Origin of the sequence: Alcanivorax sp. (genome assembly GCF_019431375.1) — a bacterium.
GTDB classification, from domain to species: domain Bacteria; phylum Pseudomonadota; class Gammaproteobacteria; order Pseudomonadales; family Alcanivoracaceae; genus Alcanivorax; species Alcanivorax jadensis_A.
In genome coordinates this window covers 1,424,709-1,444,814 of the sequence record NZ_CP080267.1, presented here as the reverse complement: position 1 = coordinate 1,444,814, position 20,106 = coordinate 1,424,709, and the positions used below count along the sequence as shown (strand labels likewise).

Annotated in this window: 20 protein-coding genes and 1 other RNA gene; 13 read left to right on the top strand and 8 right to left on the bottom strand. The window is 59.3% G+C overall.

Annotated features, from left to right (window positions below; genetic code table 11):
• Positions 1 to 2: 2 nt before the first annotated feature.
• Together KZ772_RS06610 and KZ772_RS06605 are read left to right on the top strand one after the other, a co-directional pair.
• Positions 3 to 332: a multidrug efflux SMR transporter gene (locus KZ772_RS06610; protein ID WP_290539021.1), complete on the top strand. Its 330-nt coding sequence runs from the start codon at positions 3 to 5 to the stop codon at positions 330 to 332.
• A 22-nt stretch (positions 333 to 354) separates the two neighbouring features.
• Positions 355 to 2,505, top strand: a complete 2,151-nt coding sequence (locus tag KZ772_RS06605; RefSeq protein ID WP_290539020.1) for an acetyl-CoA hydrolase/transferase C-terminal domain-containing protein — start codon at positions 355 to 357, stop codon at positions 2,503 to 2,505.
• An 84-nt stretch (positions 2,506 to 2,589) separates the two neighbouring features.
• Here the strand turns inward: KZ772_RS06605 and KZ772_RS06600 are convergent, their stop codons facing one another.
• The 5 genes from KZ772_RS06600 to KZ772_RS06580 all read right to left on the bottom strand — a co-directional run bounded on the left by KZ772_RS06600 (position 2,590) and on the right by KZ772_RS06580 (position 6,466).
• Positions 2,590 to 3,117: a DUF4282 domain-containing protein gene (locus KZ772_RS06600; RefSeq protein ID WP_290539019.1), complete on the bottom strand. Its 528-nt coding sequence runs from the start codon at positions 3,115 to 3,117 to the stop codon at positions 2,590 to 2,592.
• Positions 3,111 to 4,145, bottom strand: a complete 1,035-nt coding sequence (locus KZ772_RS06595) for a DUF2804 domain-containing protein (protein ID WP_290539018.1) — start codon at positions 4,143 to 4,145, stop codon at positions 3,111 to 3,113. Before KZ772_RS06595 ends, KZ772_RS06600 begins: the two co-directional genes overlap by 7 nt.
• Complete coding sequence (locus KZ772_RS06590; RefSeq protein WP_290539017.1) at positions 4,142 to 4,957, bottom strand: DUF1853 family protein; 816 nt, start codon at positions 4,955 to 4,957, stop codon at positions 4,142 to 4,144. The genes KZ772_RS06595 and KZ772_RS06590 overlap by 4 nt, the downstream gene beginning before the upstream one ends.
• Positions 4,954 to 5,502: a PadR family transcriptional regulator gene (locus KZ772_RS06585; RefSeq protein WP_290539016.1), complete on the bottom strand. Its 549-nt coding sequence runs from the start codon at positions 5,500 to 5,502 to the stop codon at positions 4,954 to 4,956. The genes KZ772_RS06590 and KZ772_RS06585 overlap by 4 nt, the downstream gene beginning before the upstream one ends.
• A 277-nt stretch (positions 5,503 to 5,779) precedes the next feature.
• Entirely contained in the window at positions 5,780 to 6,466 is a 687-nt protein-coding gene (locus KZ772_RS06580; RefSeq protein WP_290539015.1) for a hypothetical protein, read from the bottom strand.
• A gap of 182 nt (positions 6,467 to 6,648) precedes the next feature.
• On the opposite strand from KZ772_RS06580, the gene KZ772_RS06575 reads away from it, so the two are divergent.
• From KZ772_RS06575 to KZ772_RS06555, 5 genes are all read left to right on the top strand, one after another.
• Complete coding sequence (locus tag KZ772_RS06575; protein WP_290510354.1) at positions 6,649 to 7,116, top strand: YbjN domain-containing protein; 468 nt, start codon at positions 6,649 to 6,651, stop codon at positions 7,114 to 7,116.
• Positions 7,117 to 7,140: 24 nt separating this feature from the next.
• The gene (locus tag KZ772_RS06570; RefSeq protein ID WP_290539014.1) at positions 7,141 to 7,806 is read left to right on the top strand and encodes a 2OG-Fe(II) oxygenase; all 666 of its coding nucleotides are present in this window, start codon (positions 7,141 to 7,143) and stop codon (positions 7,804 to 7,806) included.
• Positions 7,755 to 9,809 carry a hypothetical protein gene (locus KZ772_RS06565; RefSeq protein WP_290539013.1) on the top strand — a complete coding sequence of 685 codons (2,055 nt, stop codon included), beginning with the start codon at positions 7,755 to 7,757 and terminating at the stop codon, positions 9,807 to 9,809. The genes KZ772_RS06570 and KZ772_RS06565 overlap by 52 nt, the downstream gene beginning before the upstream one ends.
• A 163-nt stretch (positions 9,810 to 9,972) precedes the next feature.
• Complete coding sequence (locus KZ772_RS06560) at positions 9,973 to 10,422, top strand: Hsp20 family protein (RefSeq protein ID WP_290539012.1); 450 nt, start codon at positions 9,973 to 9,975, stop codon at positions 10,420 to 10,422.
• A gap of 228 nt (positions 10,423 to 10,650) precedes the next feature.
• Positions 10,651 to 11,169: a hypothetical protein gene (locus KZ772_RS06555; RefSeq protein WP_290539011.1), complete on the top strand. Its 519-nt coding sequence runs from the start codon at positions 10,651 to 10,653 to the stop codon at positions 11,167 to 11,169.
• Between the two features lie 61 nt (positions 11,170 to 11,230).
• Here the strand turns inward: KZ772_RS06555 and gap are convergent, their stop codons facing one another.
• Positions 11,231 to 12,247, bottom strand: coding sequence for a type I glyceraldehyde-3-phosphate dehydrogenase (gap, locus tag KZ772_RS06550; RefSeq protein WP_290539010.1), 1,017 nt, complete (start codon positions 12,245 to 12,247; stop codon positions 11,231 to 11,233).
• A 171-nt stretch (positions 12,248 to 12,418) separates the two neighbouring features.
• On the opposite strand from gap, the gene ffs reads away from it, so the two are divergent.
• The 5 genes from ffs (at position 12,419) to KZ772_RS06525 (ending at position 16,824) form a co-directional block, all read left to right on the top strand.
• An RNA gene (ffs, locus tag KZ772_RS06545) (signal recognition particle sRNA small type) lies at positions 12,419 to 12,515 on the top strand.
• A 156-nt stretch (positions 12,516 to 12,671) separates the two neighbouring features.
• Positions 12,672 to 14,537 (top strand): DNA polymerase III subunit gamma/tau, encoded by a 1,866-nt coding sequence (dnaX, locus tag KZ772_RS06540; protein ID WP_290539009.1) that lies wholly within the window; start codon positions 12,672 to 12,674, stop codon positions 14,535 to 14,537.
• Between the two features lie 28 nt (positions 14,538 to 14,565).
• Positions 14,566 to 14,883 carry a YbaB/EbfC family nucleoid-associated protein gene (locus KZ772_RS06535; RefSeq protein WP_290539523.1) on the top strand — a complete coding sequence of 106 codons (318 nt, stop codon included), beginning with the start codon at positions 14,566 to 14,568 and terminating at the stop codon, positions 14,881 to 14,883.
• A 12-nt stretch (positions 14,884 to 14,895) separates the two neighbouring features.
• Complete coding sequence (gene recR, locus KZ772_RS06530; RefSeq protein WP_290539008.1) at positions 14,896 to 15,495, top strand: recombination mediator RecR; 600 nt, start codon at positions 14,896 to 14,898, stop codon at positions 15,493 to 15,495.
• 186 nt (positions 15,496 to 15,681) lie between these two features.
• Complete coding sequence (locus KZ772_RS06525; protein WP_290539007.1) at positions 15,682 to 16,824, top strand: acyl-CoA dehydrogenase family protein; 1,143 nt, start codon at positions 15,682 to 15,684, stop codon at positions 16,822 to 16,824.
• A 162-nt stretch (positions 16,825 to 16,986) separates the two neighbouring features.
• Here KZ772_RS06525 and KZ772_RS06520 read toward each other — a convergent pair whose 3' ends face one another.
• On the bottom strand, positions 16,987 to 17,979 hold the full coding sequence (locus KZ772_RS06520; protein ID WP_290539006.1) for a putative solute-binding protein: 993 nt from the start codon (positions 17,977 to 17,979) through the stop codon (positions 16,987 to 16,989).
• A gap of 125 nt (positions 17,980 to 18,104) precedes the next feature.
• The gene (locus KZ772_RS06515) at positions 18,105 to 19,112 is read right to left on the bottom strand and encodes an AraC family transcriptional regulator (protein WP_290539522.1); all 1,008 of its coding nucleotides are present in this window, start codon (positions 19,110 to 19,112) and stop codon (positions 18,105 to 18,107) included.
• Between the two features lie 207 nt (positions 19,113 to 19,319).
• Between KZ772_RS06515 and KZ772_RS06510 the strand changes: the two genes are divergently transcribed.
• Positions 19,320 to 20,093 carry a hypothetical protein gene (locus tag KZ772_RS06510; RefSeq protein WP_290539005.1) on the top strand — a complete coding sequence of 258 codons (774 nt, stop codon included), beginning with the start codon at positions 19,320 to 19,322 and terminating at the stop codon, positions 20,091 to 20,093.
• Positions 20,094 to 20,106 lie beyond the last annotated feature (13 nt).

The following is a 20,106-nucleotide window of genomic DNA, read 5'->3' as shown; positions in this document are numbered from 1 at the left end:
ACATGGGCTATGTTTATCTTGCCGTGGCCATCCTTGCCGAAGTGGTGGCGACCAGCGCATTGAATGCCTCCCAGGGTTTCTCCCGGTTGTGGCCCTCCGTGGTCACCGTGGTGGGCTACAGCATCGCTTTCTATGCGCTATCGTTGACCTTGCGCACCATTCCCATGGGCATAGCCTATGCGGTGTGGGCCGGTGTCGGTATTGTATTGATTGCGCTGGTAGGTGCGCTGTTTTTCCGTCAGCAGCCAGACCTGCCTGCGATGGTGGGCATGGCGTTCATTGTGGTCGGCGTGGTGCTGGTGACGTTCGTGTCACAGACCAGCGGACACTGAACCAACGAGACAAGGAGTTCCCGTGACAGAGCGGATGCAGAGTGCCGAACAGGCCGTGGATTATGTGATCAAGCAGACCGGTGGCGAAATCCGCCTGGCCATGCCACTGGGGCTGGGCAAGCCAAACCGTTTTGTGAATGCCCTCTATGCACGGGTGGAAAGGGATCCCTCCCTGACTCTTGATATCTATACCGCCTTGTCACTGGGTAAGCCCGGTGCCGGCAGTGATCTGGAAAAGCGTTTTCTCAATCCCTTCGCCGACCGCCTGTTCGGCGATTATGAAGAGCTGGCCTATCTGAAACCCCAGAAGCGTAGCGCTTTGCCGGACAATATCCGCGTGTTCGAATTCTTTGTGCAGCCGGGTAGCATGTTGGGCAGTGACAGTGCCCAGCAGCATTACATCAGCAGCAACTACACTCATGTGGCCCGGGATCTCAACGCCCGCAATATCAATGTGGTGGCGCAGATGTTGGCGCACCGGGAAGAGGACGGCAGCGATCGCTACAGCTTCTCCTGTAACCCTGAGGTAACCCTGGATCTGATGCCCCTGCTCAAGGCGCGTCGGGATGCCGGCGAAACCATTGTCTCGGTGGGGCAGGTGCATCGGGATCTGCCCTTTATGGAAAACGATGCCCGAGTGGACGACTGGCTGGCGGACATGGATATCCTGCTGGATGACGCCCAGGGTCACACCCGCCTGTTCAGCACCCCCAACATGCCGGTGAATATCCAGGATCACTTTGTCGGCCTGCACGCCAGCACTCTGGTGAAGGATGGCGGTACCCTGCAGATCGGGATCGGTGCCCTGGGCGATGCGCTGGTGCATCATTTGCGCTTGCGCGAGCTGGATAACGACCTTTACCAATCCCTGCTCAAGGCCTGGTCCTTGCCGAAAAGTCATCAGCAACTGGTGGAAAAGGAAGGCGGCACAAGCGCCTTCCGCGAAGGTCTGTACGGCTGCAGCGAGATGATGACCCATGGCCTTCTGACGCTGATTGATGATGGTATTATTCGCCGCCCGGTGTATGACTGGGCGCCCTTGCAACAGCTGGAAATGCACAACCCTGCCAAGCCCGGTCTGGCCCTGCTGGATGCCCTGCGCGAGCAGGATGCCATTCGGCGCCGTCTCAATCACGACCACTTGCGTCAGCTGAAGCGCTTCGGGATTTTCCGTAGTGACGTGGAAAAACACGGCGATGAGCTGGTGTTGCCCAACAATATCCGCGTGGTCAACGATCTGGACGACCGCGCCACAAGAGAAGCTCTCAAGGCGGTGTTCGGTGATGAACTGGCTGGTGGCGTGGTCATGCATGGTGGCTTTTTCCTGGGTCCCCAGGCGTTTTATGAGCGCCTTCGCGAGCTGGATGCACCGAGCCGGGCGGCCATCAACATGACCCACATCAGCTTCATCAATCATCTCTACGGTGATGAAACCCTCAAGCGTCTGCAGCGCCAGGATGCCCGTTTTGTGAATACCGCTTTCACCGTGACCTTGTTGGGGGCTGCCGTTGCCGACCAGGTAGAAGATGGCCGGGTGCTCAGTGGGGTGGGCGGGCAGTACAACTTTGTCAGCCAGGCCCATGAACTGGAAGGGGCCCGTTCCATCCTGATGGTCCGCGCCTGGCGCGAGCGCGGTGGCGAGGCCATGAGCAATGTGGTGTTCCGCTATGGTCATAACACCATTCCCCGCCATCTGCGCGATGTGGTGGTGACGGAATACGGGGTGGCCGATCTGCGCGGCAAGACCGATGAGGAGGTGGTGATGGCCATGCTCAATGTGGCCGACAGTCGTTTCCAGATCGAACTGATGGAGGAGGCCCAGGCCGCCGGCAAACTCCGCAAGGATTACCGGATCCCCGAACCCTACCGCCGTAATAATCCTGAGCATCTTCACGAGATCGCTGAGCGCCATGGTGACAAGGCGTTCCCTACCTTCCCGCTGGGCTGTGACTTCAACGAGGTGGAGCAGCGGTTGCTCAAGGCGCTGACCTGGCTAAAGGAAAAAGTCAGCCAGAAGGAATACCTGAAGTTGGGACGCAAGGCGCTGTTTGAGGAGGGCAGCGAAAGCGATTTCGCTGCGGAGCTGGAGCGGATGGCGTTGAGAGATCCGCATGGTATTCGAGCGCATCTCTATCAGCGACTGCTGCTGACGGCGCTGGAGGCTACCCGCTGAGAGACGGCGCCAGCCCCACGACATAATCCGCCATGAGTCGCGAGGACACGGTGGGGTGGCACCGGGTCCTCGCAGCTCAGGTCTTTAGGCGCTTTGTTTTTCCTGCTCCCGATCCGTTTTCCTGGATCGGGGCTTGGCTGTCTTGCCAGAGCTGACGGACAGGGCCCGCCAGAAGGGGATGCGTCGGGTTACAGCCACCATTTCGTCCACGCTGTCACTGATGCCGGACAAGCGGTCCACAGTGTCCCGCAGCCCCACCAGCTCATCCACATGCTCGGACATCTTGAATACCACCATGTAGAATTCAAGCAGGGCGCGTAGAACGGATGCCAGCACCAGAAAAGTCAGTGGTGCCGCGAAAAAGAAATAGAACAATCCGCGCCAGGTAGACGCCATGAATGCCTCTACGCAGACGTAGATCAGGCCGCAGGCAATGGCAACCAGAGCAATGCCATAAACCCCGGGCAGGACCTGGATGATCATGTATTTGTCGAACTTGAAGTTGAACAGTTCGCGCCAATATTGCACTACCCAGAAGAAGGCTCGGCGCATGCGAGTGCCGAATTTTTCGGGAATTTTTTCCGGCGTTTTCTGTTCGTTGTTATCTACCATTTTGCGTACTGCTCCTCGACAAAACCGTATTGCCCGTCGATGGCGAGAGAGCGTCCGTCCCTGAGTCGGAGCTCGCCATCGAAGCGACCAAAAAGCTGGTTGAAATTGCTGGCAAACAGGCCCAGATTCATCCGTTCGCGATGATTGCCATTGGGGGTGAAACGAAGCATGACCTGCCCGCACTGACTGCGCAGGGTCCAGGGTTGCATCAGATCATCCCGGTTGTATTCAAAGATCACCCCGTCGGTGGGGATCATCTGGTCATCCACCCACAGGCAGTTTTCTGAAAATGTGGTTTCGTTGACGCCGCAGGACAGATTCAATCCCACCCGTGTGTTGCCGACCAGGGCGGAAAGGCACGCCCAGTTCCAGAATGTCTCGCGGCGCATATAACCCGCGGAAAAATCGTGATGGCCACAGGCGTTCAGCCCGGCCAGATCCTGCTGGCTGCTGTCCTGTTGCAGGGTACCGGTGACGGTACGGCCGGCGACCTTGTTGGCGTAGACCCAGCCATTGACGCCAGTGCGGGTACACAACGACATGGGCTGATAATCCGGGCCCTCGTCCATGCGGACATCCAGTGTCAGGTCCTTCAGGTTCACCGTCAGGGTCTTGCTCAGGGAGCCACCCTGATCCTGATAGCCCATCCGGATATCCACGCCACGGCGCTGAAAGCGGCTTTCACCCTGCCGTGGTGAGGTGGACATGGTCAGCTCGCGGCCCAGCGGCGAGCGCCAAGTATATTCCCGTAAGCGCCCAGTGCGAGGTTCAAAGATGTAAAAAAACGCCATTCCCAGGTAGGCGGTGTGCGCCAGGGCACAGCCGGCCAGCAGTTCCTGGCTGATAACACCGAAATACTGGAACTGCTTGTAGTGAAAATGCCGGGCATAGCGCGGCGCTGGCTGCCCCATGGGAGTGCGATAGTCCGCCTGGCGACCGTTGATGGTTGCGACGGTTTCGGGAAACACGCCAAGGGCGACCTGGCCCTGGTTGTCTACCAGCGCCGAGGGTTGAGACTGAAAGTTCATGTGTTTGGCCAGCTGACAGGAACAATGAAACCCGGGGTATCACGGTGGCACTGGGTCACCATGAGGGGGCGTTGACGGCTTTCAACATAGTCAATCAGGGTGGGCGTCGCAATCAAAGTGGTACTTTTGTCCGACATGAACGGGCAGGGCCAGTAGGGCCGCTCAACAATTGACCATTCGCCGTCGTCCAGCGTGTTGCTGGGCAGCCACCAGCCCCGTTCGTGGCCGGGGTGGGGCTGCACGCCAGTGGCCGGGGTATGCTGCCGGTAGAACAGCCGCCCGCGGCTCAGCAGGGCGCTGCCATCCGGTTGCCAGCCCTGCTCGGCAAGTTGCGCGCGCACTTCCGGCATGGTGGAGCGCGGCAGTTGCTGATCGAACAGATGGCGGGCCTTGCGGTCCAGAGTGTCGTGACTGTTGGGGCCGAACCAGGCCTGGGCGGTGCCCAGGTAAAACTTCAGCGCCAGCTCCCAGTGCCAGAGCCTTCCTTCCAAGTGATCAAGCACCAGTAAATCCAGCTCGCCCAGGGTGCGACCCTGGTGGCGAAACGGCAGATTGCTGGCGACCCGCTCCAGATTATTGCTGGCATCCACCAGGGCCGAGACCCATTGCTCGAACATCAGCCCCAGGCGTCGTGCTGGCGTATGAGCCTGCAGACGCACTGCGGCGCGTTCCGGTAAGTCCGGGTCGAGTTGGTATTCGCGTTTTAGCAGCTCACCGGCATCCCGGCAGGGAGAGGGGCATGGCAAAAGGGGCGGGGCCTCCACCAGCCAGCGCAGCAGGCCAGCCGGTGTGGGTGAGGCCGTTGTGGTCATGCTGAAGTGGATAGAATCTCGCGTTTGTTTAATGCGGATTTTACCTCGTCAGCCCAGTGCAGCCAGGCCTGCTGATCCAGGATGCCCCGGCGCAGGGTCAGATAGGTAAACAGATCCTTGTCGCGGCCCTGTTCGTCCAGTTTCCTGGCCAAGGCCTCGAAGGTGTCCAGGCGTTCACGGCGCAGGTCCGCCTGGTCGTCCAGCTCGCGCAGGATCGACGACGAATCCGACAGGGCACCACCTGCAATTTTCACCATAAAGGCGTCGCGGATGCGCGGTGGGGCGGCAGGTTTACGAAGCCATCGAATCAACTCGTCGCGGCCTTCTTCCGTGATGCGGTACAGTTTCTTGTCCGGCTTGCCATCCTGGGGGATATGGCGAAATTTCACCATATTCTGGTCATTGAGTTTTCCCAGCTCCAGGTAAATCTGCTGATGGGTGGCGTTCCATACCAGCCCGATGCTGTTAGCAAATTCGCGAGCGAGGTCGTAACCGCTGGCTTCCTGATCTTGAAGCAGGACAAGTATGGCATGGCGCAAAGACACGGCTCACTCCTCGTTTTATTATGTGACGTAATACTATTTTGATAGTAGAGAGCTGTGTTATTGCTGCGCAATCCGTTGAATAAGTAGTTTTGTAAAAACTTGGTGAACTTACACCACAGTCCAAGTGCAATGTAAGTAATTGTTATCAAAAGGGATGCAGTCTGTAGGCCAAGGAGGCCAGAAAGGAAAAGATTGTTTCTGTCAGTCTTGTACGAGCGGGCCAAAGGGGATGACCCGAAAGCCTGGTCAGAATTGACAGGATTTCGGGTCGGACTGGTCAGGCGGAACGGCGAGGAAGCGGCACCAGCTGGCTTGCCTGAAACTCCGCGGACGCCTTGAGCTGTTCCGCGTTCAGTTTGGGCACCAGATTGTTGATCAGGCTGCGCGATGCCTTGCGAGTGGTTTCCACGCCCATGCTGGCCAGCTTGCGCAGTACCGGGCCGAATTGCAGCAGGGCCATTGGGCGCTCGAAGTACCATTCGATGGCCTGATCGGTCAGTGCCAGCAGGTAGCGCACCAGCTCTTTGCGGGCCTTTTCCGGGTTGTCCTCGCACAGGTCCGGCAGACTTTTTCCCAGAGCGGCCATTTCCTCATCCACGGGGAAGGCCACGTACCAGAAATCCCCACCGGGAGCCGGCTGGCGGACCTGGTCCATGTAGTAGGCGGCATCGCGGTTTTGCTGTAGATCCAGTTTTTTGGCGCTGCGGCTGACCACCATGAGGGTGGCCTTGTTGATGGTCTGGGTGGTCATTCGTACCACCTTCATCAGCCCGGGGGACAACTGGGCCGCCTCGGCAGCCCGGGTAATCAAGGCAGTGAGCGCCTCGTCGATGAAGATGCCCATGATCGCTTCGATTTCTTGCGGCTCTGGCCGGGTGGCGCCGCCCTGCATGCGACGGATAAACCCGTCGGTTTTCTGGTGCAGGGTATCGCTGGATCGGAAAGCAACGTGAGGTATTGTCATTATTCGGGTCCTGAGGCGACTGATGATGGGATCATACCCAGCCTGGCGGCGGGCTCAAATGACCTAAACGGGTGCCGAACTGACTATTCATGAAGGCACAGACTCAGGTATTTCTTTTTTGGTTCCAATGGAAGATGATTCGCGCCCGGCACGATTTCTGTGACCGGCAGCCAGGAGAAATCATGTTAGGCGTCGTCAATGCGGATGCGGAGCGGGTAAAACAGTGGCTCCAGCAAGCGAATATTCGACATTACATCTGTGAGCACTGCCATGGGTTGCACCTGTCCGAGTTGCAGGAGCGCGAAGGGGTGGTGGATGCCCGCGTGTTCGTGGAGGAAGATGGCATTCTATTGACCACCGAGCTGGAATTGCGCCCGTCGGCCCTGTTTGCCGTGCAGGCGGAGCTGACCCGGCTGAATATGGCGTATCCTTCCATCAAGCTGTTTCTGGATGTGAGCGACGACTCTCTGCCCCGGCTGGTGGCCTGCGATTTGCTGCTGAGCCGTCACGGTGTGTCTTTCGAGCAGTTTATCCACTTCGTCCAGGCCACCGTGGATGCCACGGTGCAATTGCTGGATGAAGGCCAGGAATTTCACTGGTTGATCTGGCCGGATGAGATGGACAGTGGTGCTGGAGAAGCGCTCCACTAACGATTCGGTTCGGGAGGCACTGCGGTGCAAGACAATGCGGATTCACTGGGCGGCGTTGGTGGCGACCGACTTGACGGCCTCATAGATGGGCTGGTCCAGCATGGCTATGCCATTGCCCCTGGCTATTTCCCCCTGTCACTGGTGCGAGCCCTTCGCGAGGAAGCGCAACTGCGTGACCGGCAGGGGGAGTTTCAGCTGGCCGGTATTGGTCGGCGCCAGGTGCACCAGAAAGACACCCGCGTCCGAAGTGACAGAACCTGCTGGTTAAGGGGACAGACCCTGGCCCAGTGTCAGTTGTTGGAGGGGCTGGAAAGCCTGCGGGTGGCGGTGAACCGGTCCCTGTTCATGGGGCTGTTCGAGCTGGAATCCCACTTTGCCATTTACGGGCCCGGTGACTACTACCAGCGCCATCTGGATGCCTTCAATGGCAACAACGGGCGCCTGTTGTCCGTGGTGCTGTACCTTAATGAAGGCTGGCAGAGTCAGTGGGGCGGCCGCCTGCGGCTGTGGCCGGAGCCCGATGCCCAGGGAGTGGCCACGGAAGTGGAGCCCCGCGCCGGGACCCTGGTGGCTTTCCTCAGCGAGAAAATTCCCCACGAAGTCTTGGCAGCCACCCGGGAACGCTACAGTATTGCCGGATGGTTTCGTTGCAACAACACCACTGCCGACTGGCTCGATCCGCCACGCTGATTATTGCCCTGCTGCTGGGGCAGAGTGGCGCGTGGGCGGCAGTCTGTGCCAACCCCGGTCGCGATGGCCAGGGCGGCAGCGACGCCGTCATCAACAGCTATTTTACCGGCCCGGCCACCCAGACCCTGTCTCCGGGCACACGTACCTTTTCCCTGACTCGTCAGCGCGGCACCGCGCCGCTGCGTGCTGGCGATCTGGCCCTGTTGCTGCAAGTGCAGGGGGCCTCCATGAATACCGCCAACCATGCCGACTATGGCCAGCTTCAGGGTCACGGCCTGGTCGCCGAGTGGGTGCGTATTGATCGGGTAGAAGGGGAGCAGGTGTGGGCTCAGGGCGGCGGATCCGGTGGCGGGTTGTTACATGGCTATGTGAATGCACCGGCCAGTCGTGAGCAGGGACGCCGTCGCTGGCAACTGGTGCGGGTCCCTCAGTACGAACATTTCTCCCTGCAGCAGGATAGCCGGGCACTGCCCTGGGACGGCTACACCGGCGGGGTACTGGCGGTGGATGTGCGACGCAAGGTCGCCCTGAACGGGCACCGGCTGTCGGTGGCGGGTGCCGGTTTCCGCGGTGGCCCGGCATTGTCGCTGCAGGGGGCGCTGGGTCGGCCGGCGGACTGGCGTTACCCGGCGCCGTCGGTTCAGGACCGGCAGGCGGGGTATGGCCACCATGCCAGCAAGGGAGAAGGTGTTGCCGGTACCCCGGTCCTGTTGCTGGAAGCCGGCAACGGGTATCCCGATGGTGATATGGGCCGCGGCGCGCCCGCTAATGCGGGAGGTGGTGGTAATGGCCTTGATTTGTCCCACCTGCGGTTGGGCAACGGCGGTGGTGGCGGCAATGGCTCCGTTGGTGGTCATGGTATGCCGGTGGAAGGCGGTGGCCTGGGCGGTCATGTTGCCCCTCGCGCCCTGGTGCTGGGCGGTGGCGGTGGCGCCGCCGCCCGACGCAAGAATGACGGCGGCCAGGGCGGCGCTGGCGGCGGGCTGCTGCTGATCCGGGCTGCTGGCCTGCAGGGGCATGGGGGGCTGGATCTGCGCGGCGCAGCGGGCAGTGCTGCGGGGGATGTGGGCGGTGGCGGTGGTGGCGGCGGTACCCTGTGGCTGGACCTGCCGGCTACCGATTCGCTGGCGATTACCCCTGATCATGCCGGTGGCGCCGGCGCCAAAGGCGGCGGCCAGGGGGGCGATGGTCAGCTGCTGGCGCGAGGCGAGCGCCAGTGGCCAGGGTTTCAGCCACTGTCGGTGGCGGGTGCAGAGGCAGGGTTTCGTTGCCGTCCCGCCGGCCACTGGATTACCGGTGTGCTGTTCGAGGATAACGGTGCGGGCGGCGGGCAGGCGTTTAATCAGCGTCGTGATGGTGAAGAAGCCTCCTTGCCAGGCTTGATGCTGACCTTGAAGGACCCGGTCAGCGGCTGGAAAAAAACGACCACATCCGATGCATCCGGGGCTTTCCAGTTCCGGTTGTCGGAGGCACAAAGTCGTGGCCAGACATTGGAGTTGTCATTGTCGCTGCCGGAAGGGCAGCAGTTGCCGGAGTTGCCGTCACTTAACGGTGAGCGGGGTCAGCGGCACGGTCACCAGGTTCGCTGGCCGCTGCAGGCCACTGCTGATCGTCATTCCGGGCCGTTACCGTTGGGCCTGATTGCGGAACCGGGCTGGCAGGCGCCCGACGACACGGTGCTGGCACCGGGTGGCACCGCAGTGCTGGCCTTTGAATACCGGGCGCCGGTGACCGGGCAGGTACAGTTCCACAGTGATCACCCGGCGGTGCGTGGTCTGTTGATGGACCGGGCTTGTTCAGGAGACAGCGAGCAATGGCAAAGCGGTCAGAACGCCGGCTGGACGGTAATGGCTGGCGAGCGTCTGTGCGTGCGGGTGCCGGTACGTTTTGGCGGGCAGGCAACCCGCATCCCGGTGACGGCCACCACCTTGCCGCACAATGCGCCAACGGGTTTTATCATTGCGCCCCAGCAGACCTCGGTAAAAATTCTTCCCGGGTCTTGAAAGTTTTTCCAGCATCCCCATTTATTTCACTGTGACAACCCGGCCGGTTGGATCGCTGCTGACATCTTCTGTGGCAGCGGTTCCGTGTCACGCACAATTCAGTAAACCTTTTTTCAGTGGATGCCGCAGAGTGGGTCTGCTGAAGAGTTTGGAGATATGTGTGATGAATACCGGATTTTCCCTTGCCCCCCTGTTTCGCCATTCAGTGGGCTTTGATCGCTTTGATGAACTCATGGATGCCGCCTTGCGTGCGGATCAGTCCAATGGTTATCCACCTTACGACATCATCCGCGAAAGTGATGGTCGCTACCGTATCGTGATGGCTGTGGCCGGTTTCGGCCGCGATGATCTGGAGATCACGGTGCAGGAAAACGAGCTGCGCATTCGTGGCAGTCTGCCGCCGCAGAATGATGGTGAGCGGACCTGGTTGCATCAGGGCATCGCCCGGCGTGCCTTCGAGCGCACCTTCAAGCTGGCTGACCACGTGGAAGTGGATGGCGCCGGTCTTAACGATGGCCTGCTTACGGTGACCCTGAACCGTGTGGTTCCCGAAGAAAAGAAACCCCGGGTAATCCCCGTGGACGGCGAACAATCACCAACAAATCGTAATTAAATCGCTGCACTTTGTGACGCGTTTTCTGTGACATAGTAAAGGGGTCGGTAAGGCCCCTTTTTGTTAAATAGGGGGCGGTGCCTGCGGCATCGGCCCGATATAACCAAAGGGTCTTATCCGGATACTGATCATGCTCACCGGATCAGTGCAGAGTCGTTGTTATCCTGGCCAGGAGGGCCGGAACTCTGCAGTAACCAACCCATTGTCAGCCACAGGGAGCGGCACGCAATGAAACGTCTGTATTACTTCGCCAAATCACTGACCTCTGTTCAGGGGATAACCTCAGATCTGCGCCAGGCAGGCATCGGTGAAAACCGCTTGCATGTGATGGGCAATGACAGCTCAGCCATGGCCCAGGCCCATGTGCACACCACCACCCCCTGGGAAGAAACTGACATCATGCATTCTGGTTTTGTCGGTGCCCTGGCGGGCATGGCTGTGGGCCTGGTGGTCGGCTTTCTACTGGCCGGTGCAGACCCCTGGGGCATGCAGCTGGACACTGGTGCCATCATCGGCGCGACGCTGTTCGGTACCTGTTTCGGCGCTTGGGTAGGTGGCCTGCGCGGGGTTTCCTCCCGCAGCCACCACCTGACGCCCTATCTGGACCGGGTGGAGCAGGGCGACTACCTGATGATGGTCGATGCCGATGATGAGGTGCAGGCCAGCAAGGTGGAAAAGGTCATGCAGGGGCATCGTCACGAAGCGGAAGAAGCCGGTCGCGAGGAGCATTTCAGTCCGTTTGATTGAGACCTTTGTTGGAGCCTTGCGAGCAAGGCTCCAACGGGGCTGATAATGCTGGCGCCTGACGTCAGGCATCCATCCAATACGCCGCCACATCCAGCATGCGGTGGCTGAATCCCCATTCGTTGTCGTACCAGGCCAGCAGTTTCAGCTGCTGGCCCAGTAATCGACTGTGGTTGGTATCTACCACGCAGGAGTAGGGCAGGTGGTTGAAGTCGCTGGACACCAGCGGCAGGTGATTCACAGCCAGTACTCCCAGCAGATCGCCATGGGCAGCATTGCTCAGTGCCTCATGGACCTGCTCGAGGGATTCCACCTGCTCAAGGGTGACGGTGAGATCCACCAGTGACACATTCAGCGTGGGCACCCGCACCGCCAGGCCATCCAGTCGCCCCTGTAGATGGGGCAGTACCAGTCCCACGGCTTTCGCGGCACCGGTGCTGGTGGGGATCATGTTCACCGCTGCCGCCCGGGCGCGCAGTAAATCCCCGTGGGCCTTGTCCACCAGATTCTGGTCGTTGGTATAGCTGTGGATGGTGGTCATCAGGCCCTGGCGCACCGTAAAGGCCTGATCGAGCACGGCCACCATGGGCGCCAAACAGTTGGTGGTGCAGGAGGCGTTGGAGACAATTCGTTGTTCGCGGCTCAGTACCGAATGGTTGACGCCATAGACCACGGTGGCATCGGCGTCGTCCACCGGATAACTGGCGAGTACCCGCGGGGCGCCAGCGTCAAGGTGGGCGCTGAGGGCGTCGTGGCTTTTGTACTTGCCGGCGCATTCGATCACCAGATCCGGTTTCAGGGATTTCCAGGGCAGGTCTTCCAGCCGGCTTTCGGCGAAACAGGGAATCCGGTGGCCGTTGATTTCCAGATGGGAGCCATCGTAATGCACGGAGTGGGGCCAGCGGCCATGGGTACTGTCGAACGCCAGTAAATGGGCAAGTACGTCGAAGTCTGCCAGATCATTAATGGCGACCAGTTCGAAACGGTCACCGGCGGGGTGTTCACTGATTGCCCGGACAATACAGCGGCCGATGCGGCCAAAGCCGTTGATGGCAATGCGAATTTTCTTGCTGTTTGGCATGGCACACTCTCCGTCCACCATAGAATTTCAGTGTAGACCCGAGGTGTCATCACGGCCAGCCTGATCAAGCTTTAAGCAGATGGAAAGGGCGTATCTTGCATTAGCCGGTCGCTTTGGCCACAATGCGCCCTCGCTCTGCAGGCCCTGCCGGCAGGCGCGTAATGGTCGACCCGTCGGTCCCCCCGCAACGACAGACTGTGAACTCCGCCAGGCCCGGAAGGGAGCAACGGTAGCAGTGGACTCGTGTGCCGGGGTGTGGCTGGCGGGAAGACCTCCAATCTTCCTCCCGCCGATACCCGGCATGCTTTTACCAAACACGCCTTCTGCACTGTCTTCCCCGCGGGAACTTCGTTAGCATTAAGCCCTTCATGAGACACCCCTTTTCCGCTGAATACCGGTGTCGATCCCTGTTGGTTGGAGTGCTATGAGTTATCAGGTCCTTGCCCGGAAATACCGCCCCCGCACCTTCGATGAGCTGGTGGGGCAGGAGCACGTCTCGCGGGCCCTGATGCATGCGCTGGATCAGGATCGCCTGCACCATGCCTATCTGTTCACCGGCACCCGCGGGGTGGGCAAGACCACCATCGCCCGCATCCTGTCCCGCTGTCTGAACTGCGAGCAGGGCGTCAGTGCTCGTCCCTGTGGCGTCTGCCCCACCTGTGTGGAAATCGGTGAAGGCCGCTTCGTGGACCTGATCGAAGTGGATGCGGCCAGTCGTACCAAGGTGGAAGATACCCGTGAACTGCTCGACAACGTGCAGTACGCGCCGACCCGAGGCCGCTACAAGGTCTATCTCATCGATGAGGTGCACATGCTGTCGGCGCATTCCTTCAATGCGCTGCTCAAGACCCTGGAAGAACCGCCGCCCCATGTGAAGTTCCTGCTCGCCACCACCGATCCGCAGAAACTGCCGGTGACGGTGCTGTCGCGCTGTCTGCAGTTCAGCCTCAAGGCGCTGCCGGCGGAGCAGATTGCCGGCCATCTGCAGGCCCTGCTGGACAAGGAAATGATCCGCTACGAGGCACCCGCTTTGCTGGCCCTGGGCAAGGCTGCCCAGGGCTCCATGCGCGATGCCCTCAGCCTGACCGACCAGGCTATTGCCTTCGGCAGCGAGCAGCTCAGCAGCGAGGCGGTGAACGCCATGCTGGGCACCGTGGATCGCAACCATGTACTGACCCTGCTGGTGGCGCTGGCGGAGCAGGAGCCGGGCGGCGTGCTGCAGGCGCTGGCCTCCGTCAGCGAGCACTGCCCCGGGGAACTGGCGCTGCTGGACGAGCTGATTAGCCAGCTGCACCAGTTGGCGGTCTGCCAGGCGGTACCGGGCAGCCATGACGAGACCATTACCCAGCTGGCGGCGGCGCTGAGCGCCGAGCAGGTACAGCTCTATTACGACGTGGCCGTGCGCGGCCGTCGGGATCTGCAGGATGCCCCGGACAGCCGTGCGGCGCTGGAAATGTTGCTGCTGCGCATGGTGCTCTTCACGCCCAAAGGGGTGTTGCCGAGTCGGGGGGAACACGCCGGCGCAAAAAAGCCTGAAGCGGCGACGCCGTCGGCACAAGCCGGCGGCAAACCGGATTTGCGAGCCCTGCTGGACCGGCCCGCTGCTGCCCCCGCGCCGCCAACGCCGCCCACTTCCCAGCCCGCTGCCAGTCCGGTTGTGGAGTCGGTGCCTCAAGGTGGCGCCACCTCCGCCGCCCTGGCTCAGGTGGAACGTCCAGGCCGCGAGGAGCCCAGTGAGCAGACGGCGCCTGAGCCCGTTCCATCGGAGCCCGAGCCGCCCCAGCCGGAACCGGAGCCCACACCGGAGCCGGTGCCGGAATCGGTTGCTGCGCAACCGACGCAGGACGCCGCAGAAGAGCCGCCGCTGGCGCCGCTGTCGGAACCGACCAGCGAATCCGAGGTGGCCACCTGGTGGGCGGCCCTGTTGCTGCGTCTGGATCTGGACGGCACGGTGCGCAATATTGCCCGCAACGCGGTGCTGGTGAGCCGGGAAGAAACGGTCTGGACCTTGCGTATCAGCACCGGGCACGAGGTGCTGGTTAACCGGGAACGGCTGGACGAGTTGAGCGGTGCGCTGGAAAATTATTTCCAGCGGCGCATCCAGATCCAGGTGGAGTACGAACGCAAGGCTGGCGATACCCCGGAAGCCATGGCCGAAGCCCGGCGCCAGGAGCTGCTGGTCGATGCCACCCGGACCCTGCATGACGATCCGGTAGTACAGCAGCTGGTCAGCACCTTTGATGGCCGGCTGGACGAAGACAGTGTAGTGCCGAAAGAAACGGTGGAATAACTCCCGGTCAGACCGGGTGGAGACAATGATGGATTTCGATATCAACTCTCTCATGCAACAGGCCCAGGCCATGCAGGAGAAGAAGAAAAAGATGCAGGACGAGGCCGCCAACGCGGAAGTGACCGGTGAATCCGGTGCCGGCCTGGTCAAGGTGACCATGAATGGCCGCCACGACGTCAAAGCCGTGGACATTGATGCCTCCCTGATGAGTGAGGACAAGGAGTTGCTGGAAGACCTGCTGGCGGCTGCCGTCAACGACGCTGTGCGTCGGGTGGAAAAACAGCAACAGGACAACATGCAGAACATGGCCGGCGGTTTTCCCTTTCCGCCGGGCTTCAAGCCATAAGGGGCGCTGTCTGTGAAGCATGCGCCGCTGGTTGATCAGTTGATCCACGCCTTTACCTGTCTGCCGGGTGTGGGGCCACGTTCCGCACAGCGCATGGCCTATGCCCTGCTGGACCGTGGTCGGGAAGAGGGCCGTCGGCTCGGCGATGCCCTGCATGCGGCCATGGATGGGGTGCAACACTGCCAGCGCTGCCGTAATTACGCGGAAGAGGCGCTCTGCCCGGTGTGCAGCGATGCCCGCCGGGATTCCACCCTGGTCTGTATCGTTGCCACGCCGGCGGATGTGCTGGCCTTCGAGCAGTCCGGCGAATACCGCGGTCAGTACTTCGTGCTGATGGGTGAATTGTCGCCGCTGGATGGTATCGGCCCCCGGGAACTGGGGCTGGATGTGCTTGAGCAGCGCTTGAAGCAAGGCGAAATCAACGAGTTGATTCTGGCTACCGGCACCACCGTGGAAGGGGAAGCCACCGCCCATTATGTGCTGGATCTGGCCCAGGAGGCCGGCGTTACCGTCAGCCGCATCGCCCAGGGGGTACCCATGGGCGGCGATCTGGAATTCGTCGACGGTGCCACTCTGGCCCAGGCTCTGCGCGGTCGCCGTCCTTTTGCGTGAAACAGGCGCCTTATCCCTGCGGGCAGCGATGCTCGCATCGCGAATAAGCCCGCCCGCCTAACCTCTTTGCGATGCAAGCATCGCTTCCCACAGAAAGCGTCAGATACCACCCTGGCCTCCTGCTGCCTCCCTCTGCTATGTTAGCGACCAAGCAAGCGCTAGGTTAGCTAATAAAAAGGAGGCCCTGTGAGCGCGTTGGATTATTTCAATGAAACCCACCAGATGGTGCGCGAGACCGTTCGCAAATTTGTGGAAAGGGAAATCCTGCCCCATGTGGATGACTGGGAAGAAGCCGGTGAATTCCCCCGCGAGCTGTACAACAAGGCCGCCGACGCCGGCATCCTGAGCATCAATGCCCCGGAAGAATTCGGTGGCACCGGCGAAGATGTGTTCATGAAGATTGCCGCCTGCGAGGAGCTGGTGCGATGTTCGTCCGGCGGCCTTTGCGCCAGCCTGGGCTCTCTGGATATTGGTCTGCCGCCGATCTGGAAGTGGGGCAGCGATGGCATGAAGCAGAAGGTGGTGCCGGAGGTGATTGGCGGGCAGAAGATCTCCGCCCTGGCCATTACCGAGCCCAATGGTGGCTCTGACGTAGCTAATCTGCGCACCCGTGCTGTGCGTGATGGTGACCATTACGTGGTGAACGGCGCCAAGACCTTTATCACTAGCGGCGTGCGTGCGGACTATTACACCGTGGCGGTGCGCACTGGTGACAAGGGCTACGGTGGTATCAGTCTGTTATTGGTTGAGAAGGGTACTCCGGGCTTCTCCGTGGGCCGCAAGCTGAAGAAGATGGGCTGGTGGGCATCCGACACCGCCGAGCTGTTCTTCGAGGATTGCCGGGTGCCGGCGGAAAACCTGATCGGCCCGGAGAACGGCGGCTTCTACTGCATCATGAGCAATTTCCAGATGGAGCGCCTGATACTGGCGGTGACGGCCAACAGCACCGCCCAGCTGGCGCTGGATGAGGCCATGCGCTACGTGAAAGAGCGCGAAGCCTTTGGTCGTCCCCTGGCCGGCTTCCAGGTTACCCGCCACAAGCTGGCGGAAATGGCCACTGATGTGAAAGCCAGCACCGAGTTCACCTATCGGGTGGCTGCCAAGATTGCTGCTGGCGAAAACTGTGTGCTGGATGTGTCCATGGCCAAGAACGTGGCCACCCGTTGTGCCGACCGGGTTACCTATGACGCGGTGCAATTATTCGGTGGCAGTGGCTACATGCGCGGCACCGTGGTCGAACGTCTGTACCGTGACAACCGCATCCTCTCCATCGGCGGCGGCACCCATGAGATCATGAATGAGGTGATTGCCAAGCAGTTGGGGCTTTGATGAGTTACAAGTTGAAAGTTCCAAGTTGCAACGCGCCTGCCTGTTTCAGGAACTGAAATGCAAGAGGCCGCGGCCAATAGTTTGGGCGCGGCCTCTTTGCGTTAACAACGAGACGGACTATCTCGCGTTGTAACTTTCAACTTGAAACTTTCAACTGCTTTCCTAGGTGCACTCCGCCCGTGCCGGGTCCATCTTGCAGCGTACCTTGCGCAGCAGACCGAGCATGTCCGGATCATAATAGCCCTCGTTGCGCAGTTGGTCGCGGGCTTGCTGCATCATCACTTCGTATTCTCTCTTGTCCGCCTCTGGGATCTGTACCCACCATTTCTGGTCGACTTTCTGGGCTTCCTTGTCCAGCTGCTCGGTGATGCGGTCGAGGTTGTTATAGAAATACTCGCGGGATTTCTGTGCCATGTCGGCGGGGAAGCGGTCTTTCTTGGCGATCAGCTGAATGGTCAGTTGGGCCAGCGGATAGTCGATGATGCCACCATCCGGGCTAAGCCCCTTGTAGAGTTCCAGAGCATCGTAGGCCACCAGCGGGGCGGCGATCACATCGACAACACCATTGTTGAATTTGGTGGAGAAATTGGTGATGTCGGACCCAACCGGGGTTGCTCCTACCTGGGAGACAAGGATGGCCTGGGTTTCGTCGTACTCCAGTACCGCCACACGCTTGCCGGCCGCCTTGGCCAGGGAGTTGATCTCCCGGTCATTGACGAAGATATAGGCAGCACCGGCCGGGGCCACACCCATGACCTGGTAGGACCCCTGGGACAGTTTGTCGGCGGTTTGCGGATGCGCCAGCACTTTCAGTACCACTTCCATATGCTCCATGGAGGGAATGGCGCCAATGGAATCGATGGTGCCGGCATACTTGTTGAAATTACGGCCACGGATACCGGTGATCAGAGCAGCATCACAGACGCCGGCCTTGAGATCCTCGGCAGCAATGGCTTCGTTGGTATGGGGAATCAGCTCCACTTCCAGCCCCCAACCCACCGCGGCTGCCTGCCAGTCTTTCATGGCACTCATTACCGGCCCAACGTTGCCGACGATATCAAAGACACAGATTTTGCGTTTGATGGGTTCGGCCTGGGCGGCCAGCGAAGCGGTGAGGGCAAAGGCCGTAGCGACGGCGATAATCAACTTCTTCATGGATCTATCCTGCTTGTTATTGCTGGTATGGAAGTGTGCAGCATGGTGACCTTGATACTAGTGGCAATGACGGGGAAATGGAAAAACCCAAGCGCCTGTCCCAGGAGCGATTAGGTCAATTTCAATCAGTTACGGTCAGGGCGACTGGCACGACGGACTTCCCCCGGGGTACGTCTCGTCCAGCTGCGATAGGCCTTGCTGAAGCTGGCCTGGTCGCTGTATCCAAGCTGATCAGCAATTTTTTCCAGAGGCATGTCCGTTTCCGTCAAATAGCGGCTGGCGAACGTTTCACGGATGTCGTTGCGAATGCCGCTGAAGGAAAAGCCGGCCAGACCCAGGTGCCGCCTTACCGAGCGTGGGCTCATCCCCAGTTTCTGAGCAACCCGTTCCAGAGTGCCGTCACGGCCAGGCGTGTTCATGATTTCGGTCCGCACTTTCATGACCACATTGAGGCTGTCATCACCCTGAATCTGCTCCCGTGATCGGGCGGCGGCCAGGTAGGTGGCCACGCTGGTATCGTCATCCCTTGCCTGGCGACCGGATAGGGGCATCAAAACCCGGTTGTGAGGCCTGTTGAATTTTACCTCTACGCCCTCGGCCAGATGTTGCCAGGCCATGCTGTTTCCGGGGCAGGCAAAATCAAATTCGAACGTGAACTTACGGCATACCAGTGATGCCAGGGTATGGATGCTACCCATATAGATATTCGCCACCATGGGTTTGAGTTTTTTCAGGTCCCAGTTGTCGTGAAGGCGAATGGAGATCAATTCACCGGTACAGTGAATTTCCATATCCATCAGTGGCAGGGAAACACGCAGATACTGCACCACCATATTTACCAGCTTGCGGTAATCCCGTTGTCGAAGAAGAGCAAAACCGAAAATACCATGCCCTTGCAGATCCAGCTCCTGCCCGAAGCGGAACGAGGCAGTAGGGTCGTTAAGAAGCCGGTTACCGTTATGGAGAAGATGCTGGGTTTGTCGCATGGAAAGATAAGCGTCGGGATTTTCGAGCATGTTGCTATCAATCCCGGAACCATCGAGCACCATCGTTCCACTTATTCCCTGTTTTTGTACAAACCGCAAAAAACGGCGGGCATAACGGACTGAGATAAGAGGAACGTCGAGTGCCATTCCATCGTTTTTCATTTTTATTATGCCTGATGAAGTTGTTGTTAGGCTTGTGACGGCGCTCTCATTAGGCGTTGTATTTCGTAGGTATTAAACACCTCTTGCCCTTTTTAACAAAAAAATGGCCGCTTTAACTATTAAGTCGGTCACCTTCCATGGACATGATGAGCCCCGCTTTTTTGTGCATAAAAATAATCATGGAGCAGAAAAATGCAAAGGGAAAAAACTGAAACCCTTAAAGCTCGTTACCTACCCCTTTCCAAAGTATCAGTTCCTATAATGCGAAGAATGTATGAGATTTACTCGGGGTACTACGAAAATGTAAGTCTCGATGTCTTCTGTCATGACATGGTGGAAAAAAGTGGCGTGATTCTGGTGGAGGAAAAGCCGACCAAGCGCGTGGTTGGTTTCTCTACCCTGAAAACCCTGGATATGAATGTGGATGGCCGCCGGGTAAAAGGGGTTTTTAGCGGCGATACAATCATGGAAGAAAAATACTGGGGTAGCCGTGCCCTGCAGGTGACTTTTTTCCTGCGCATGATCCGTGAGAAGTTGCGCCATCCTTTTCGTCCCCTCTTCTGGTTGCTGATATCAAAAGGCTATAAAACCTATTTATTGATGGCGAATAACTTCCACACTTACTACCCACATCCGGAGGGAAAGAACGCTGAGCTTGAAACCCTGGTCGATTCCTATTGCGAGCGTTTATTTTCCGACTACTACTGTGTGGAAAATAAATTGCTGGATTTTGGCGATGGTTATACTCACCTGAAGTCCAATGTGGCAAACATTACTGCAGAAATGCGTCAGAAAAACGAAAAGATTCAGTTTTTCGAAACACGCAACCCTACCTGGAATCGGGGTACCGAATTGCCCTGTATCGGGGAAATCAATTTCTCCCTGCTGCTGAGTTATCCGTTCTCCCTGTGGCGCAAACAACGCAGAAAAACAAAAACACAAATTGCAGCAGTGGCCTGCGAATAAAAACCGGGGTGAC

Coding starts and splice junctions, on each gene's coding strand:
- KZ772_RS06595 (WP_290539018.1), bottom strand. CDS start 4,145: ATGAACTTTCAGTCTCAACCCTCGGCGCTGGTAGACAACCAGGGCCAG.
- KZ772_RS06510 (WP_290539005.1), top strand. CDS start 19,320: ATGCAAAGGGAAAAAACTGAAACCCTTAAAGCTCGTTACCTACCCCTT.
- KZ772_RS06515 (WP_290539522.1), bottom strand. CDS start 19,112: ATGGCACTCGACGTTCCTCTTATCTCAGTCCGTTATGCCCGCCGTTTT.
- KZ772_RS06565 (WP_290539013.1), top strand. CDS start 7,755: ATGGTTTCGTTGCAACAACACCACTGCCGACTGGCTCGATCCGCCACG.
- KZ772_RS06600 (WP_290539019.1), bottom strand. CDS start 3,117: ATGGTAGATAACAACGAACAGAAAACGCCGGAAAAAATTCCCGAAAAA.
- KZ772_RS06580 (WP_290539015.1), bottom strand. CDS start 6,466: ATGACAATACCTCACGTTGCTTTCCGATCCAGCGATACCCTGCACCAG.
- KZ772_RS06535 (WP_290539523.1), top strand. CDS start 14,566: ATGGATTTCGATATCAACTCTCTCATGCAACAGGCCCAGGCCATGCAG.
- dnaX (WP_290539009.1), top strand. CDS start 12,672: ATGAGTTATCAGGTCCTTGCCCGGAAATACCGCCCCCGCACCTTCGAT.
- KZ772_RS06520 (WP_290539006.1), bottom strand. CDS start 17,979: ATGAAGAAGTTGATTATCGCCGTCGCTACGGCCTTTGCCCTCACCGCT.
- KZ772_RS06610 (WP_290539021.1), top strand. CDS start 3: ATGGGCTATGTTTATCTTGCCGTGGCCATCCTTGCCGAAGTGGTGGCG.
- KZ772_RS06555 (WP_290539011.1), top strand. CDS start 10,651: ATGAAACGTCTGTATTACTTCGCCAAATCACTGACCTCTGTTCAGGGG.
- KZ772_RS06590 (WP_290539017.1), bottom strand. CDS start 4,957: ATGACCACAACGGCCTCACCCACACCGGCTGGCCTGCTGCGCTGGCTG.
- KZ772_RS06560 (WP_290539012.1), top strand. CDS start 9,973: ATGAATACCGGATTTTCCCTTGCCCCCCTGTTTCGCCATTCAGTGGGC.
- gap (WP_290539010.1), bottom strand. CDS start 12,247: ATGCCAAACAGCAAGAAAATTCGCATTGCCATCAACGGCTTTGGCCGC.
- KZ772_RS06575 (WP_290510354.1), top strand. CDS start 6,649: ATGTTAGGCGTCGTCAATGCGGATGCGGAGCGGGTAAAACAGTGGCTC.